This is a genomic window from Chryseosolibacter indicum, from assembly GCF_018598585.1.
Classification (GTDB): domain Bacteria; phylum Bacteroidota; class Bacteroidia; order Cytophagales; family Cyclobacteriaceae; genus Chryseosolibacter; species Chryseosolibacter indicus.
The window spans coordinates 70,959-88,033 of the sequence record NZ_JAHESD010000005.1; the positions used below are offsets into that span (position 1 = coordinate 70,959).

Annotated in this window: 15 protein-coding genes; 8 read left to right on the top strand and 7 right to left on the bottom strand. The window is 40.1% G+C overall.

Annotation, left to right across the window (positions count from 1 at the left end; genetic code table 11):
- Position 1: 1 nt before the first annotated feature.
- The 3 genes from KK060_RS03760 to KK060_RS03770 are packed head-to-tail and all read right to left on the bottom strand — an operon-like array spanning position 2 to position 3,373.
- Entirely contained in the window at positions 2-751 is a 750-nt protein-coding gene (locus KK060_RS03760; RefSeq protein WP_254152279.1) for a succinate dehydrogenase/fumarate reductase iron-sulfur subunit, read from the bottom strand.
- A gap of 1 nt (position 752) precedes the next feature.
- Positions 753-2,675: a fumarate reductase/succinate dehydrogenase flavoprotein subunit gene (locus tag KK060_RS03765; protein ID WP_254152280.1), complete on the bottom strand. Its 1,923-nt coding sequence runs from the start codon at positions 2,673-2,675 to the stop codon at positions 753-755.
- A gap of 26 nt (positions 2,676-2,701) precedes the next feature.
- Entirely contained in the window at positions 2,702-3,373 is a 672-nt protein-coding gene (locus tag KK060_RS03770; RefSeq protein ID WP_254152281.1) for a succinate dehydrogenase cytochrome b subunit, read from the bottom strand.
- 517 nt (positions 3,374-3,890) lie between these two features.
- Here KK060_RS03770 and dnaE point away from each other — a divergent pair.
- Together dnaE and trxA are read left to right on the top strand one after the other, a co-directional pair.
- The gene (gene dnaE, locus KK060_RS03775; protein WP_254152282.1) at positions 3,891-8,075 is read left to right on the top strand and encodes a DNA polymerase III subunit alpha; all 4,185 of its coding nucleotides are present in this window, start codon (positions 3,891-3,893) and stop codon (positions 8,073-8,075) included.
- A 120-nt stretch (positions 8,076-8,195) separates the two neighbouring features.
- On the top strand, positions 8,196-8,519 hold the full coding sequence (trxA, locus tag KK060_RS03780; protein ID WP_254152284.1) for a thioredoxin: 324 nt from the start codon (positions 8,196-8,198) through the stop codon (positions 8,517-8,519).
- 475 nt (positions 8,520-8,994) lie between these two features.
- On the opposite strand, the gene KK060_RS03785 is transcribed toward trxA, so the two are convergent.
- Positions 8,995-9,489: a YkgJ family cysteine cluster protein gene (locus KK060_RS03785; RefSeq protein ID WP_254152286.1), complete on the bottom strand. Its 495-nt coding sequence runs from the start codon at positions 9,487-9,489 to the stop codon at positions 8,995-8,997.
- A gap of 51 nt (positions 9,490-9,540) precedes the next feature.
- Here KK060_RS03785 and KK060_RS03790 point away from each other — a divergent pair, with 51 nt between their 5' ends.
- Positions 9,541-10,761, top strand: coding sequence for an acetyltransferase domain-containing protein (locus KK060_RS03790; RefSeq protein WP_254152288.1), 1,221 nt, complete (start codon positions 9,541-9,543; stop codon positions 10,759-10,761).
- On the opposite strand, the gene KK060_RS03795 is transcribed toward KK060_RS03790, so the two are convergent.
- Positions 10,762-11,565 (bottom strand): phosphatase PAP2 family protein, encoded by an 804-nt coding sequence (locus KK060_RS03795; protein WP_254152289.1) that lies wholly within the window; start codon positions 11,563-11,565, stop codon positions 10,762-10,764.
- A 293-nt stretch (positions 11,566-11,858) separates the two neighbouring features.
- Complete coding sequence (locus KK060_RS03800; protein WP_254152290.1) at positions 11,859-12,344, bottom strand: DUF6265 family protein; 486 nt, start codon at positions 12,342-12,344, stop codon at positions 11,859-11,861.
- 176 nt (positions 12,345-12,520) lie between these two features.
- On the opposite strand from KK060_RS03800, the gene KK060_RS03805 reads away from it, so the two are divergent.
- Positions 12,521-13,072: an NADPH-dependent FMN reductase gene (locus KK060_RS03805; protein WP_254152292.1), complete on the top strand. Its 552-nt coding sequence runs from the start codon at positions 12,521-12,523 to the stop codon at positions 13,070-13,072.
- A 172-nt stretch (positions 13,073-13,244) separates the two neighbouring features.
- On the opposite strand, the gene KK060_RS03810 is transcribed toward KK060_RS03805, so the two are convergent.
- A complete protein-coding gene (locus KK060_RS03810) occupies positions 13,245-14,015 on the bottom strand; it encodes a DUF72 domain-containing protein (protein WP_254152293.1) in 771 nt (256 codons plus the stop codon).
- A gap of 92 nt (positions 14,016-14,107) precedes the next feature.
- Here KK060_RS03810 and KK060_RS03815 point away from each other — a divergent pair, with 92 nt between their 5' ends.
- The 4 genes from KK060_RS03815 (at position 14,108) to KK060_RS03830 (ending at position 16,894) form a co-directional block, all read left to right on the top strand.
- Positions 14,108-14,893 (top strand): glutaminyl-peptide cyclotransferase, encoded by a 786-nt coding sequence (locus KK060_RS03815; RefSeq protein WP_254152294.1) that lies wholly within the window; start codon positions 14,108-14,110, stop codon positions 14,891-14,893.
- Positions 14,894-14,929: 36 nt separating this feature from the next.
- A complete protein-coding gene (locus KK060_RS03820; protein WP_254152296.1) occupies positions 14,930-15,457 on the top strand; it encodes a GNAT family N-acetyltransferase in 528 nt (175 codons plus the stop codon).
- 56 nt (positions 15,458-15,513) lie between these two features.
- Entirely contained in the window at positions 15,514-16,584 is a 1,071-nt protein-coding gene (locus KK060_RS03825; RefSeq protein ID WP_254152298.1) for a spore photoproduct lyase family protein, read from the top strand.
- Positions 16,585-16,660: 76 nt separating this feature from the next.
- On the top strand, positions 16,661-16,894 hold the full coding sequence (locus tag KK060_RS03830) for a hypothetical protein (protein WP_254152300.1): 234 nt from the start codon (positions 16,661-16,663) through the stop codon (positions 16,892-16,894).
- The last annotated feature ends 181 nt before the right edge of the window (positions 16,895-17,075 follow it).

Consider the following 17,075-nt stretch of genomic DNA (forward strand, 5'->3'; position numbering starts at 1 on the left):
ATTAAACATTTTCCGAAGAGAATTTAGCACCGTAGTACTCTCTGTTCATTCTGGCAATGTTGGTAACGCTAATTCCTTTCGGACATTCAGCTTCACACGCAAGTGTATTGGTACATGAACCAAAACCTTCGGCATCCATTTGAGCAACCATTTTTTCAGCGCGTGTTTTACGCTCAGGTTGACCTTGTGGCAACAATGCAAGCTGCGATATTTTTGCACTTACGAAAAGCATAGCCGAAGCATTTTTACATGCCGCTACGCAGGCACCACAAGCAATACATGCCGCTGCATCAAAAGCTTTATCTGCATCTGCTTTTGGAATCGGTATTTCGTTAGCATCAGGTACACCACCTGTATTAACGGAAACATATCCACCAGCCTGATTGATTCTATCAAAAGCACTTCTATCAACAACAAGATCCTTAAGTACAGGGAATGCAGCCGCACGCCATGGCTCTACAGTAATTGTTTCCCCATCCTTAAAGCTGCGCATATGCAACTGACAGGTAGTTGTTTGAAGTGGTCCATGAGGTCTTCCATTAATGTACATACTGCACATACCACAAATACCTTCCCTGCAATCATGATCAAAGGCAATAGGCTCTTCTCCTTTTTGCACTAAATCATTATTCAAGACATCAAACATCTCCAGGAAGGACATGTCAGATGATACGTGATCAAGCTGATATGTTTTAAAAGCACCTTTGCTGTTGTTGTCTTTTTGTCTCCAGACCTTTAACGTTATCTTCATATTATTTATAGCTACGTTGGGTGAGTTTTACGTTTTCATATAACAGTTCTTCTTTATGAAGAACTTCAGGTTGATTGTCTGCTCTATACTCCCATGCACCTACATAAGCAAACTTATCATCGTTTCTCAATGCTTCACCATCAGGAGTTTGAGATTCTTCACGGAAGTGCCCTCCGCAAGACTCAGAGCGGTGTAAGGCATCATCAACCATCAATTCACCTAACTCCATAAAATCAGCTACACGACCTGCTTTTTCAAGTTCCTGGTTAAGCTCGTTTCCACTGCCGAGTATATTTACGTTGTTCCAGAACTCGTCGCGTAACTCTTGTATTTTAACTTTGGCTTTCTTTAAGCCCTCTTCCGTACGCGACATTCCGCAATATTCCCACATGGTCAAACCAAGTTCGCGGTGAAGTTGATCTACCGTTTTCTTACCTTTTATACCTAAAAGCTGCCCTAATCTTGCATTGACATTTGCTAAAGCTTCTTTAAACGCAGGATGATCAGCGCTTACTTTATCGCTCCAACCAAGATTAGCAAGATAGTCACCAATGGTTGATGGGATTACGAAATATCCATCGGCTAAACCTTGCATCAATGCACTAGCCCCAAGGCGGTTAGCACCGTGATCAGAGAAGTTTGCTTCACCCAATGCATAGCAGCCAGGTATAGTAGTCATCAAGTTGTAATCTACCCACAAACCACCCATTGTGTAGTGAACAGCAGGATAGATCATCATTGGTACTTCGTATGGATTATCGCCGGTGATCTGTTGATACATATCAAACAGGTTACCATACTTAGCTTCTATGATTTTCTTGCCATCACGTTTGATAGCATCAGCAAAATCAAGGAAAACAGCCAAACCAGAACCTACTCCTTTTCCTTCATCGCAAGCATATTTGGCATTTCTGGATGCAACGTCTCTTGGAACAAGGTTACCAAATGAAGGATATTTCCTTTCCAGGAAGTAGTCTCTTTCTGATTCAGGAATGTTTGCTGCATCTTTTGCTTTCAACCCTGGACGGGCAACTTTCGGAACCCATACCCTTCCGTCGTTTCTTAACGACTCAGACATCAGCGTAAGCTTTGACTGATGATCGCCAGATACAGGAATACAAGTAGGGTGAATCTGTGTAAAACAAGGGTTAGCAAACAAAGCGCCCTTCTTATGGGCACGCCAGATAGCGGAAGCATTTGATCCTTTTGCATTGGTTGAAAGGAAAAACACGTTTCCGTATCCTCCGGTGCAAAGAAGAACTGCGTGACCGCTATGTGCTTCTATTTTACCTGTAACTAAATCTCTTGTAATAATACCACGCGCTTTACCGTCAACTACTACAAGATCAAGCATTTCTGTACGGTTGTACATAGTTACCTTGCCTGCAGCAATTTGCCTGTTCAGGGCACTATATGCCCCTAATAGCAATTGTTGTCCGGTTTGACCGCGGGCATAGAATGTTCTTGATACCTGGGCTCCACCAAAAGAACGGTTGTCAAGTAGCCCGCCATATTCACGAGCAAAAGGTACACCTTGCGCCACACATTGGTCTATAATATTAACGGATACTTGTGCAAGACGGTATACGTTACCCTCACGTGCACGGTAGTCGCCACCTTTTATAGTATCGTAAAAAAGACGGTACACGCTATCACCATCATTACGATAATTTTTTGCTGCATTTATACCACCCTGAGCGGCAATACTGTGTGCCCTTCTCGGGCTATCCTGAAAGCAGAATGCTTTTACGTTATAACCAAGTTCAGCCAATGATGCTGCTGCTGAAGAACCTGCCAGACCTGTTCCTACAACAATAATGTCGTATTTACGCTTGTTTGCAGGGTTAACGAGCTTAAGATTGAACTTATGCTTTTCCCATTTCTCGGCTAAAGGACCTTCAGGTATTTTTGAATCTAGTTTCATGTGCTACTATTTAACAGCGTTCAATTTCAATTGAGAAACATTACAATAGGAATAAGTGCAAATAATGCCGGAACGATAATGGCAAATGCAACACCTATAAACTTAATAACAGGATTGTACTTCACATGGTTTAACCCAAGGGTCTGAAAAGCACTGCCAAAGCCATGATAAAGGTGGAATGCCAGGATAGCCATACTGATAACATAAATGGCTGTATACCAAAGATGAGAATAGGCAAAATCGACTACTGCATACAAATTTCTATATTCTTCTCCATCATAAGATACCGTATCGATAGGGCCCCAATGCATTCTGTACCAGAAACCCTGCAAATGGAAAACAAGGAAGAGAAGAATAAGCGTTCCTAAAATTCCCATATTTCTTGAAGACCAGGTAGAAGAGTTTTTGCTTACTGCATAACCCACCGGACGCGAAGTTTTATTGGTTCTTGTTAACCATATCGCCCAAATCACGTGCAGTAAAATCATCGTATAGTTTACATACCCTACAATTTTTATGAAAATGTTAGACGTCATGGTATGCGCATAAATGTTGAATGCTTTCCCTCCGTCATTTAACAGCAATTGAAGGTTACCGGCGAGGTGAACAACTAAAAAAAGGATAAGAAAGAGACCTGTGAGCGCCATCACAAGCTTTCTCCCAATGCTACTGGAGAAAAAATTCGTAAACCAATTCATGTCTTATATAAGTTTTAAATAAGGCATATGGAATAACTATGCCCATAACCTGGCTTTTTATGCAGTTGAGGCACGTCCATTTCATATACGTTTCCTGGAAGTTTGAAGTGCGCCAAAAATACTTCCCGGTGATTTACCAAACAATGAACGGGGTTTATTTTAATAGTTTCTAAATAAGCCTGATGATAGATCTATTTTACTAAAGGAGATTAAACGCATTGAACAAGAGAATAATCGAAGTTATGATAAGCAGCATCACAAATAAAAACCACTCCTTTTTAAAAAAAGCAATGACTTGTTGGAAAACGGGTGACATAACAAATTGTTTATAAGCAACTATATTCAAGAACCTTGCCGGACTGTATATTGTTGACTGTTAATGAATTGATTGCATTGAAGATGAAGATCCAAAAGATTAACCGGGGAACCATTCCAAAACTGATAACAAAAGGTTTTAAATAAATCGGATTGACTTACAAAGGCTTGGCTTTTACTTTTACGCATCAACCACTACTCCATGTATTTAATTTTCGACACGGAAACCACGGGGATTCCGCATAATAAAACTGCACCTATCTCTGATCTTGACAACTGGCCGCGGGTAGTTCAAATCGCGTGGCAGCTTCATGATCACAAGGGTAAGCTTGTCTCGCAACACAACTACATCATCAAACCAGAAGGTTTTGATATTCCATATAAGGCAGAGCAGATACACGGTATTTCGACTAAAAGAGCACTAGCGGAAGGTCATGATCTAAAAAAGATATTGGAAATCTTTATTAAAGATCTGGGCCAGACCAAGCTGCTGATTGGTCATAACATAGAGTTTGATATTAGTATTCTGGGTGCCGAGTTTATCAGGCAGCAACTTGATACTGAGCACATTTTAAAACTCGACAAGATTGATACAGGTATTGCCTCTACGGAATTCTGTAAGCTTACGGGCGGTATTGGCGGAAAACTGAAAATGCCACGCCTTGTAGAACTTCACGAGAAGTTATTTGGTAAAGACTTTGGTGATGCGCACGATGCTTCTTATGATGTTGCTGCAACAGCCCGTTGTTACTTTGGCCTATTAAAGGAGAAAGTTGTTAATCCTTTTGATGCTACACCGGTCGATGAAATTGAGTATGAAGAGCCTAATCTTGACGCTGCAAACTTTGCAAAACGCGAAAAGAAAAAAGAAGCAGGCTACTCGTTAACCGAAGCACAGCACACACTTACTGACAAGCCTTTTGTTCACCTGCACGTACATTCTCAATATTCAGTTCTTCAGGCTACCCCTGATGTTAAGGCGCTGGTAAGCAAGGCTAAAAAACTAGAAATGTCTGCTATAGCTATTACCGACCTGGGCAACATGTATGGTGCCTTTAAGTTTGTGCGCGAAGCAATAGCACAGGATATAAAGCCAATTGTTGGATGCGAGTTCTATATTGCTGAAGAAAGGTTGAAATTAAAATTCACTAAAGACAACCCCGACAAGCGTTTCAATCAGGTTCTCATTGCCAAGAACAAAAACGGATATCATAACCTTGCGAAACTAAGCTCTCTTGCATTTACTGAAGGTCTTTACGGAATCTATCCGCGTATTGACAAAGAACTGGTTAAACAATACAAACAAGATTTGATTGCAACAACAGGGTCGCTGTCTAGTGAAGTTCCATATCTTATTCTACATGTTGGTGAGAAACAGGCAGAGGAAGCTTTTAAGTGGTGGCACGAGCAATTTGGTGACGACTTCTATGTAGAGCTCAATCGCCATGGTGTTGCTGAAGAAGACCACGTTAATGAAACTTTACTTCGCTTCGCAAACAAGTATGGTGTAAAATATTTTGCTGCAAATGAATCTTACTATCTAGACAAAGAAGAATCTAATGCACACGATGTACTTCTTTGTATTAAAGAAGGCGAATTTAAATCTACGCCAATTGGTCATGGTAGAGGTACCCGATATGGCTTGCCTAATGATCAATATTACCTGAAGTCGCAGGATGAGATGAAATCTTTATTCCGTGACCTTCCTGAAGCGATTGAGACGATCAGCGAAATCCTGGAGAAGATTGAAAAGTATACACTCGAAAGAAACGTTCTTCTTCCCAAGTTCGATATCCCTAAAGAGTTCAATACAGAAGATGAATACCTCCGACACCTCACTTATGAAGGTGCCAAAAGAAAATATACTGAGATTACTGATGAGATCAGAGACAGACTTGACTTTGAATTAGAAACGATCAAAAAAACAGGTTATCCCGGATACTTCCTTATCGTGCAGGACTTCACTTCCAAAGCAAGAGAGATGGGTGTGAGCGTTGGGCCAGGACGTGGTTCGGCTGCAGGATCAGCGGTAGCATATTGTATCGGTATTACCAATGTGGATCCTATTAAATACGATCTACTGTTCGAGCGTTTCTTAAACCCCGATCGTGTATCCCTACCCGATATTGATATTGACTTTGACGATGAAGGTCGTGATAAAGTATTAAAATATGTAATTGACAAGTATGGCAAGAGCCAGGTAGCGCAGATTATCACCTATGGTACTATGGCGGCGAAATCTTCTATACGCGACTGTGCCCGCGTAATGGAACTGCCATTATCGGAAGCTAATATTTTAGCTAAGCTGATTCCTGAAAAACCGGGAACTTCACTTGACGCCGCCTTTGAAGAAGTTAAAGAACTTGCTGATGCTAAAAAAGGTGATGACCTTAAAGCACAAGTTCTTAAACAAGCTGTTATTCTTGAAGGATCGGTAAGAAACACAGGTGTACATGCCTGCGGTGTTATTATTACACCTGACAAGCTTACCAACTTTGTACCTGTTGCCACAGCTAAGGATTCTGACATGCTGGTAACGCAGTTTGACAACAGTGTGGTGGAAAGCGCGGGGTTGCTTAAGATGGACTTCCTGGGGCTGACAACGCTATCTATTATAAGAACTGCGCTGAGGAACATCAAGAAAAGTAAAGGCATTGATATTAATATTGATGAAGTTCCTTTAGATGATCCGAAGACATACGCACTCTTTCAGCGAGGTGAAACAACCGGAACATTTCAGTTTGAAAGTCCAGGTATGCAGAAATATCTCCGTCAGTTAAAGCCAGACAAGTTTGAAGATCTTATTGCCATGAACGCCTTGTATCGTCCGGGGCCGATGGAATACATTCCTGCTTTCGTTAACCGTAAGCATGGTCGCGAGCCGATTACGTACGATCTTCCTGAAATGGCTGAGTTCCTTTCAGAGACGTATGGTATTACTGTTTACCAGGAGCAGGTAATGTTGCTGTCGCAGAAACTTGCAGGCTTTAGTAAAGGTGATGCCGACGTGCTGCGTAAGGCAATGGGTAAAAAGCAGAAAGCCGTTCTTGACAAGATGAAAGACAAGTTCATCGAAGGTTGTAAAAAGAACGGACACAAACAGGAGATCTGCGAAAAAGTATGGACTGACTGGGAAGCATTTGCACAGTATGCGTTCAACAAATCTCACTCTACCTGCTACTCGCTGGTTGCTTATCATACCGCATACCTAAAAGCGAATTATCCTGCAGAGTATATGGCTGCGGTGCTCACACACTCGCAAAACAACTTGGAGAACGTTACCTTCTTTATTGAAGAATGCCGCAACCTTGCTATTAAAGTGCTTGGCCCGCACGTAAACGAGTCTGGAATTTACTTTGAAGTAAATAAGGTCGGCGAAATACGCTTTGGACTTGGTGCTATTAAAGGAGCGGGAGATGCCGCTGTACAGGCAGTTATAGAAGAACGCGATGCTCGAGGTCCGTTCACAGATATTTTTGATTTTGCCAAACGCCTTAGCCAACGCAGTGTAAACAAGAAAACATTTGAATGCTTCGCCCTTTCGGGAGCCTTCGATTGTTTCAAAGATCTCCATAGAAGACAATATGTATACTCTAAAGATGGAGATATCAGCTTGATTGAAAAGGCAATTAAGTTTGCAGCAAAGAGTCAGCAAGAAGAGCAGAGTGCGCAGGCAAGTTTATTTGGAGGCCCATCGGGCACTGCCATGCCTAAACCTAGAATTGAACATGTTGAGCCATTCAGCGAGCTTGAGAAATTGAATCTTGAAAAAGAGGTGGTTGGCATTTACATCTCCGGCCATCCGCTGGATAATTTCAAGTTTGAAATGGAGACCTTCTGTACCGTCTCTTGCAATCAGTTTACTGAAATAGAAAAACTGGAAGGCAGAGAACTGAAGCTCGGTGGTATCGTAACCAACGTAGAACACAGAACAACAAAAACAGGTAAGCCTTTCGGAAAATTTTATATCGAAGACTATACAGGCAACACCTCGTTTATGCTCTTTGGTGAAGACTACCTCAAGTTTAAGAACTTCATGAACATAGGGTGGTTCTTGTTTATTGAAGGGTCTGTTATTAAGAACTCCTGGGGCCAACAAAATCTTGAATTCAAGATCAGGAACATCGATCTACTAAATGAAATTGGCATCAAACGAAGCAAAGGAGTTTCATTGCGAATAAATGCTAATGACATTACTGCTGATTTAATCGGAAAGATCGAAGATGTATGCCAGGAGTTTACAGGCAGTACTCCTTTATACCTTAAACTAAAGGATGAACAGGAAAATATCAGTTTGGAATTGATGTCGAGAAAGTTCAGGGTTAACCCGATCAATGACATGGTTAAGAAACTAAAGAAGGTAGCTGAAGTAGAAATAAACTTCTGACAAAGTAAGCTTTAAAACAGCACTTATATGGTAATCGGAGGCACCGACAATTATTTATTAACTTTGAACTATTGAAAGTATCTTTGCGTTCGATAAATAGAAACATAAAAACTTAAAAAAATGGGCAAAACACTCGTACTTAATGACGCCAACTTTGACGCTACAATCAATTCAGATAAACCTGTTTTAGTTGATTTTTGGGCTGAATGGTGTGGGCCTTGTAAAATGATCGGACCCGTAGTAGAAGAGCTTGCTAACGATTATGATGGCAAAGCTGTTATCGCTAAATTAAATGTTGATGAGAATCCTAATGTGACGGCACGTTTCGGAATCCGCAGTATCCCTACACTTCTTGTTTTTAAAGGAGGTCAGATTGTAGACAAGCAGGTTGGTGCAGTACCCAAGTCAGTGTTAGCGCAAAAGCTCGAAGCTCAAGTTGTTTAAGTAACAGCTTTTAAATAGATCTACCGAAAAGGCATCTCTCACGAGATGCCTTTTTTTATTCCTTCTTTAATGTATAGATACCAATCTTGCCGATAAACCAAGGATAAGTTTATTGTTTAAACATTAATCTCCCTCCTTTCACAATAATCTTAGTAATATTTAATAGCCGGTAATAACCAATATCGGGGGGATAAGCTTGGAAGTCTCCGATGCCAGCACCATGCCAGCACCGTGCGTACAGCATGTCTGCGAGAAACTACCCCTATTTCTCGCAGACATGGTGCCGGCATGGTGCTCGCACGGTGCTGGCACAAGTCATTACCAAGCCATAGCCTAGCTTACTGGTGACAAAATCGCTGCATCAAATTCAAACAAAATAACGAATTGCAATGCCATTGTTTAGTTCAGCCATCAGCTAAGCGGTGCAGGGTTTAATTCGGGTTTTTCCGCAATAGAGGATAAAACTAAAAGGAACTTAGAATTTGGCCATTTTTTTAAGGCGCTCTACCATTTCAAATACCGCAGGGCCAACCATGGTATTCTTAAAGGTAAGATCAGTTATTTGTACCATTTTCTTACGATCAGTATGGGGGTATTCGCGGCAGGCTTTAGGACGATCTTCATAAACGGAGCAATAGTTGTCGGCATCAAGGAATGGACAGGGAGAAGATTTTAGTACATAATCCTTGTCTTCATCAATACGAAGGTATTTTTCAATAAAGTCGCCCGGCTTCATGCGAAGTGCTTTTGCAACTCGCTCTATGTCATTCTGATAAAAGATAGGACTTGTTGTTTTGCAGCAGTTAGCGCAGGTAAGGCAATCCAGTTCTTCAAAAACCTCTTCGTGCGTAGCATGAAAGACATCATCCACTTTACGTGGATCTTTTTTCTTCAGGTTACTTAGGAATTTCTTATTCTCCGGCTCCTTATTTTTAGCCCGTAACGCAAATTGTTCCAGATTTAACTGCATTGCTAAAACTTTCAATTACAAATGTCGTAAAAAAGATTTTACCTCACACGCATGACAACCTCCACCCTATCTTCTCCGGCTGTTTCTGATGCTTTAACCGAAAAACCGCGAATCTCATCCATTGATCTGATGCGCGGAATTGTAATGGTGATTATGGCGCTTGACCATACAAGAGACTTCTTTCATAAAGACGCCCTAATGATTGATGCTACCAATCTGGAGCAAACCAATCCACTTCTCTTCTTTACAAGAATCATAACACATTATTGCGCGCCAACATTCGTTTTTCTTTCAGGAGCTGCAATTAAATTAAGTGAACAGCGCAAAAGCAAAAAAGATCTTTCCATATTCCTGCTTAGTCGTGGTTTGTGGCTGATACTTCTTGAAATAACCGTCATCCGGTTTAGCTTCTTCTTTCAATTGTACTATGACGTTACTATTTTTCAAGTGATCTGGGCAATTGGCTTTTGTATGATCCTGCTTTCTGCCGTTGTACATCTTCCTTTCAGGCTTATTCTTGCATTAGGAATAGTCATACTACTTGGGCATGATGCGCTTCACCTGATACGCCTTCAACCCCAGGATCCTTTCTATACACTCTGGACGTTCACGCACCAGGTTGGCGTTGCTGAATTCGCCCCCGGTAAATCTGCATTTGTTCCTTATCCATTTTTAGCATGGTTTGGCATTATGCTGCTCGGCTATGCTTTCGGCAGATGGTATACTTCCAGTTTTACCTCAGAAAGAAGACGCAAGCTATTGCTTGTTACAGGCTCTGGTGCGGTGTTTGCATTTGTTGTTCTTCGCTTCATTAATCTATACGGTGATCCTGCCCCATGGAGCGAACAAAAGAACGTGCTTTTCACCTTCATGAGCTTTATTAATGTAACAAAATATCCTCCGTCATTACTCTATACTTTAATGACGTTGGGGCCTGTGCTTATCCTTCTCGCCTTTATGGAACGTTGGCAATCTCCTACGCTTAAACCCTTTATTGTTTTTGGAAGAGTACCTCTATTCTATTATGTACTTCACTTCTACATAATTCATGCAACAGCCATAGTACTTTATATGATATTGCAGGATAAATCATTAGGCGAAATTGATTTACATTTTGATAAAGGATTTGGTGGTATCACACCTGGTGCTGGTGTTTCATTAGGTGTGGTATACGTGATTTGGATTAGTATTGTGGTGCTTCTGTACCCATTATGCAATTGGTACAACACGTATAAGAGTAAACACAAGAACTGGTGGCTTAGCTATCTTTAGTTATTTAAACTTGCCTCGTAGTGTTACTCCTCCCGGAAATGGAGATAATTGCCACTGGGTATTTTTATTTTTGTTTGGCCTTTTGTAACGATTTGCTTCTAATCGTTTAATTGCAGCTTCTGAACAGTACCAGGCAATAATTCCTCCGAAGGCTACATCAGAAACCCAGTGCGCATCGGAGTACATTCTGCAAACTGCTGTTGAGCCTGCAAGCGTATAAAAGAAAACTTTGACCGGAACACTCTCCGTTCGCTTAGCCAGCACAAATGAAATAGTAAAAGCCATAGAAGAATGACCTGAAGGAAAAGAATGAAGCGCTGCATCCTTATTAAAGAAATCAACCGAGTAATTACCAAGTTCATTTTGCGGGCGAGCTCTTCCAATAGAGGGCTTCAACACACTCTGAATAAGGCCAGCACTGAACAACGCAGTTGCTAATGCCAGTCCGGTCTCTTTAGCCCAGTTATTTTTAACGAGTAAACCTGCTGCGTAAAAGCCTCCTGAAAAGAGAAACGCACTGTAGGGTTTTCCATAATGATAACCCAAACGATTAACCCGGTCTAAAGCGACATCGTCCTGGTTACTCCAGAAATTCCTTACAGGTTTATCAGCCAGTGTAAGCGCTGCCGTTGCGCCTATTACACTTCCAAATTTCACCCAATCCTTTCCCTGCCACCTAGCTGGAGAACTTAGTGTATAGAACACACCATCAGGGAAACGTATTACATCTGGCCGCCTTGCAGAATCATATTGCCCGAAAGCAACACAAGGAAACATCAGTATGCAGAAAAGGATTTTAATCATTATACAATATACCCTTTTCCTTCTGCAACTTTATGAGGAAGTTACACCATTCCTTACACAGCTATAGTTTTAATTGTTCTTGTCAAAGCACGGCCGAGCCATCTTAAAATAACAGGCTCCTGTTGGTCATATTCAAAATAAACGACTTATTATACTTTTCTGCACCTTTAAGTTCAACAACCGATACATTGATAACGAATTTTTACGTGAATCAAAACACTTATGCTTCCAAACAAAAAAGCTCATTAAATATTTAATGAGCGTTGTCCATTCTTTCGATCATAAAAAATATTCTATTCCTTTAAATGATAATCAAACTCGTCCTGCACCCACTTCCCATCCTTGTCTTCGCGTTCAAGAAACACTTTCAAATTATCTTTTGCTACCCTGTGAAATGTTAATGCAGTTTTTTTATCAGGACGCTCAAATCTTGCTCTGTCAGGTTCCAAAAACATAAGTGGGTATTCGTAAGGTTTATCTTTGTCTTCCCAACCAATATTACCAGGGCTGAAATGTCGTAGTTTCATGACAATGCCTTTCTCCGTTTGCTCAATTACAATGAACTCGTAAAACACTACCTTTCCCTCCTTTACACAGCGGAAGGAACACATCATGTTGTTACCTAATGGTTCGCTCCAGTTTTCTTCCATGTTACCCCAACTACCTGTAGTAACCCATTTGCCGGACATGAATGAGAGATCCTTTATATTTCTAATAGGTTGCTGCGCAACCACTGTAGTAACTGCCAATATCAATGCTGTAACTAGTCCTATTCTCATTGGTTTGTATTTTTAATCAAAAATGATTTAAGGAAATAAAACTTTAACCTATGCCCTATTCAAATAAAAGGTCTTTGGAAAAGGCATACAATCTTAAATTAACAAACAGATTGCAGAAGAAAAAGATTTCTTTATAACTATGCCGGTTTTATACTTTAAAAATCAATAAATTTAAAATGCAGAAAAGAATAGTTGCCTTATCAGGAAGTTTAAAAGAACAATCTTCCAATGCAGCGATATTAAAAATTATAAGTGCTTTTGTTCCGCAGGAAATCGAATACAAAATTTATAACGGGATTGACAAGCTCCCATTTTTTAATCCTGATTTGGATAATGAAAATGTTGCAGAACACCTAACATCTTTTCGATCTGTTTTGGGATCAGCTCATGGAGTTATTATATGTACTCCGGAATATGCATTTGGGATTCCTGGTGTTTTGAAGAATGCACTTGAATGGCTAGTTTCATCTGCAACCTTGTATGAAAAACCAGTAGTTACGATAAGTGCTTCACCCAGTGCGCAAGGTGGTGATAAAGCGCATGAATCATTAAGGCTAGTATTAACAGCCCTTGGAGCCAGATTAACTGATGATGGACAATTAACTATTCCATCTTTACGCAATAAAATAGATCAGCAGGGAGTAGTAACAGATAAAAATCTCCTAGTCGATCTTGAAAATCTGCTTGCAATATTTATACAGAATCTTGCTAAAACAGAAAAGGCATGACTTACGGGTCTTGCCTTTTCTTTCTGTAACGTTATATATATAAATAGATCGTACTTAATCCATTAAAAAAGCTGTGCCAACAGGCTTAACATTTGCTTTCGTTTCTTACAGCAGCAAAATTATAAAGTCATTTACCAGAAAGTGGAGTAGATACTACACTTTCCGCATACTATCAATGCACATGATGTATAGGTGAGGTTAGTAATTTGGGAACACTGTTATCTCCTGCAAGTTGCTGAACAGTTCTTGCATTATGGATAGCATGCACGTCAATATCATTATTAAAATAGATATACACCTCCTCTACACCCCTTTGTCGTTTGATATCACTAATAATTGATGACAACTCTTCCTCGTTATAAGATGACAAGTAAAGTTGTGGTATACCGTGAAAGCGGTAATACATTACCGAGGCCGTTTTCAGAACATCGTCCGGTAAGCCAGGATAGCTTATACTGCAGAAGGTGACATTAGCCTTTTTTAGTTCTTTGTATACATGCGCACTCCACCATGAGGCGTGACGGAATTCTATCACATTGTTGTAAGACGGATCCATATGCTTCAGTAGAAGCTCAAGATTTGCCTCACTGTATTCAAATTTTGGATGTAGTTGAAAAAGGACGGTACCTAATTTATCTGCGAGACCTTCCCTTACCAAACCATAAAAATTCTGAACCTCTGAAGTAATATTTTTAAAGCGCTTGTAATGCGTTATAAGACGAGGCGCCTTTACCGTAAATCTGAAATCTTCGGGACTCCGCGTATACCAACTTTTAAAAGTCTCTAAGGTAGGCACACGATAAAAAGTTACATTAAGCTCTACGGTATTAAAGTTTTCGCAATAATATTCGAACCACTTTTTCTGCGGTACATTATCCGGATAGAACTTCCCTTTCCAGTGCTTATACGAAAATCCTGAACATCCAACCCACCATTTCTTCATGCTTTGAATATTAAAATAAGCATACCATTGAAGCGTTCGGCTGCTACTTTCTATATTACATAATGAAAACGCCAAGCTGCTTAATATTGACTTTGATACTAATTTTAATACTATGGGGATGCATCGAAAAAAGGGGTGATGAAAAGGATAATACTAAAGCAGAGATTGTTACGATCAATTATGCCGTTGTTAAAGTTTATCCACACGATACCACCTCGTTTACGGAGGGATTGCTTTTTCACAACAACCAGCTTTTTGAAAGTACCGGATCTCCTGAAGATTTGCCTTTCACAAGATCGGTGGTAGGTGCAGTTAACCTAAATACAGGTACGATTGACAAAAAAGTAGAGCTGGATCGCTCCAAATATTTCGGAGAGGGAATTTCATTTTATAATAACAAACTCTACTACCTTACTTACATTACCCGAGTGGGCTTTATCTACGACGAAAGTTTTAACCTAGCAGGGCAATTCACGTTACCTGTAAAACAAGGTTGGGGGCTTACAACAGATGGTAAACATCTAGTTATGAGCGATGGAACGCCCCGACTAACATTCTTCAATCCTGATTCTCTTAAAACTGTAAGAACACTTACAGTTAACGATCGACATGGCGCCATTACTAACCTTAATGAATTGGAATACATAAATGGATTTATTTATGCCAATGTCTACACAACCAGTGAAATTGTAAAAATACATCCTACCTCGGGTGAAGTAGTTGGCAGACTTGACCTCTCTTCTCTTACAAAAGACGCGCAACTTAAAAATAAAAATGCTCTTGAACTTAATGGAATTGCCTATGACAGGGTAAGCCATAACATTTTTGTAACAGGTAAACTATGGCCTAATATATATGAGCTAAGATTCTCACATTGATAGACTTTATACAACTGCGTTAATAGCACCATTGACATGACTTACTTACTGGATGGCGAAGAAACTGAAAGACTTAAATTCAGGGCACTTAATGAAGATGATTTCGACAGCTGGGTGAATTATTTTAATGATCCCCTTTCCAATAAATACTGGTTTCCTAAATACGGAAATGCTTTCGACGAATGCAGGCGCTGGTTTGACAACACCTTTTTTAGATACCAGCACAACCAGGGAGGCATGAATGTAATTCTTGAAAAATCTACGGGAGAAATTGTTGGACAATGTGGTCTACTAATACAAAATGTTGACGAGGTTGAAGAACTAGAGGTGGGGTACTCGTTGCTGCCCCAGTTCAGAGGAAAAGGTTTTGCACGTGAAGCAGCAAGTAAGTGTATCTGCTATGCTTTTAAAAATAATTTCAAAAACAGCGTTATATCAGTTATTCATGAAAAGAATGTTGAATCAGAAAGGGTAGCAGTAAAAAACAACATGTACTTAGATAAAAGAACGATCTACAAATCAAACCCAGTAAAAATTTACAGGATTAAAAATAGCTATTTGTGAACTCATGATTCCTTAAAGCAGCATAACTGATTGGAGCTGATTCTTGTTGTTATTGCATGCTTACCATAGAAAAAAATCTTCTAAACATTACTGATATTTACTATGAACCGGTAGTAAAAACGTTGCCCAGGGGTGTCGAGCTTCTAATGCAATTTCCTGATGCTACGTTACATGAAGTTGAAAGCCATTGGAAAATACCGCACCTGCATGGGTTTGAAGGATCCGCAGAGCATTGGAATCAAATTAAAAGGAATATTCTGATAATAGGTGTAAAGAAATCTGTGTCCACCAGACCTAATACGAGAAGCTCGAATTTTGTTGCTCCATCGCTTGCCAATGGATGCACAATGTCATGCATTTACTGTTACGTTCCCAGAAGGAAAGGCTATGCTAACCCTATTACTGTTTTTGCTAACATAGAACAGATTTTAAGACACATTGAACGTCATGCTGCTAAACAAGGCGTTAAGACAGAACCTGATCAAATAGATCCTGAATACTGGGTTTACGATATTGGTGAAAACAGTGATTGCTCCGTAGATGCGCTTCTATCAAATAATGTAAAAGACACCATCGAATTGTTTAAAAGACTGCCTAATGCCAAGGCTACCTTTGCTACAAAGTATGTTAACAACGACATGCTGTCGTATGATCCTAGAGGCAAGGCAAGAATCAGATTCAGTTTAATGCCAGCAGGGATATCCAAAATACTCGATGTTCGCACTTCACCAATTTCAGAACGAATCGCAGCTATCAATAATTTTGTAGACGCCGGCTGGGAAGTCCATATTAACTTTTCACCGGTAGTATTTTACGAAAACTGGATCAAGGATTACAAATTGTTATTGCAAGAGATAGATGACACGCTGCATGAAAAAGCAAAGCAACAATTGAAAAGTGAGGTAATTTTTCTAACCCATAATGACAAGCTTCATGAGGTCAACCTGCAGTGGCATCCTAAAGGAGAATCTTATATATGGCACCCAGAAATACAGGAGACGAAATATTCACAAACAGGCGGCCGTAATTTACGATACAAACGCAACCTAAAGGCAGAACTTGTAGACGCATTTAGGACGCTGCTTGCAGCTCAACTACCGTATTGTGAAATCCGCTACATATTCTAATGTATTCGACCATCGGTTGCTCCTGCTTATGGCAGGCATGATTTTAAAACCCTTGTAAGTTTTAAAATATATGCTTATGAAAGACGAGAAAAATAAAATTAAAGAACCGTTTCCTGCTGATCATACTCCAACACCTCCTGATCACAGCGTAAATCCATCAAAAGATATGGATCCGAATCAACAAAATCCACGAAGTGAGGTAAGGAGTAAACCAGACAGCGATACGGACAAGAAGAAAGAGACCAGTAGCCAGGATACTGGCAAGAGATTAGGTGATGAAACCGAAATAACTGACGAAACAACAATATGATTTTAAACTGTTTATCCGCCGTAAAACGCGGGTAAACAGTATTAGCTTTTACATTACACATTCAATCCGCACTCACCGCTGTATCTCATAATACTTTATCACGTTTCTTTATCGTTCTGTTCTCTTCTCAAGATTATTCATCAAGACTTTTAACATTATTAACAGGTAACAGAACAAAAAT

Excerpts from the sequence above, each read along its gene's own strand:
- KK060_RS03820 (WP_254152296.1), top strand. The coding sequence starts at position 14,930 with ATGACTTACTTACTGGATGGCGAAGAAACTGAAAGACTTAAATTCAGG.
- KK060_RS03800 (WP_254152290.1), bottom strand. The coding sequence starts at position 12,344 with ATGAGAATAGGACTAGTTACAGCATTGATATTGGCAGTTACTACAGTG.
- KK060_RS03805 (WP_254152292.1), top strand. The coding sequence starts at position 12,521 with ATGCAGAAAAGAATAGTTGCCTTATCAGGAAGTTTAAAAGAACAATCT.
- KK060_RS03790 (WP_254152288.1), top strand. The coding sequence starts at position 9,541 with ATGACAACCTCCACCCTATCTTCTCCGGCTGTTTCTGATGCTTTAACC.
- KK060_RS03785 (WP_254152286.1), bottom strand. The coding sequence starts at position 9,489 with ATGCAGTTAAATCTGGAACAATTTGCGTTACGGGCTAAAAATAAGGAG.
- KK060_RS03765 (WP_254152280.1), bottom strand. The coding sequence starts at position 2,675 with ATGAAACTAGATTCAAAAATACCTGAAGGTCCTTTAGCCGAGAAATGG.
- KK060_RS03810 (WP_254152293.1), bottom strand. The coding sequence starts at position 14,015 with ATGAAGAAATGGTGGGTTGGATGTTCAGGATTTTCGTATAAGCACTGG.
- KK060_RS03770 (WP_254152281.1), bottom strand. The coding sequence starts at position 3,373 with ATGAATTGGTTTACGAATTTTTTCTCCAGTAGCATTGGGAGAAAGCTT.
- KK060_RS03825 (WP_254152298.1), top strand. The coding sequence starts at position 15,514 with ATGCTTACCATAGAAAAAAATCTTCTAAACATTACTGATATTTACTAT.
- dnaE (WP_254152282.1), top strand. The coding sequence starts at position 3,891 with ATGTATTTAATTTTCGACACGGAAACCACGGGGATTCCGCATAATAAA.
- KK060_RS03795 (WP_254152289.1), bottom strand. The coding sequence starts at position 11,565 with ATGATTAAAATCCTTTTCTGCATACTGATGTTTCCTTGTGTTGCTTTC.
- trxA (WP_254152284.1), top strand. The coding sequence starts at position 8,196 with ATGGGCAAAACACTCGTACTTAATGACGCCAACTTTGACGCTACAATC.
- KK060_RS03760 (WP_254152279.1), bottom strand. The coding sequence starts at position 751 with ATGAAGATAACGTTAAAGGTCTGGAGACAAAAAGACAACAACAGCAAA.
- KK060_RS03830 (WP_254152300.1), top strand. The coding sequence starts at position 16,661 with ATGAAAGACGAGAAAAATAAAATTAAAGAACCGTTTCCTGCTGATCAT.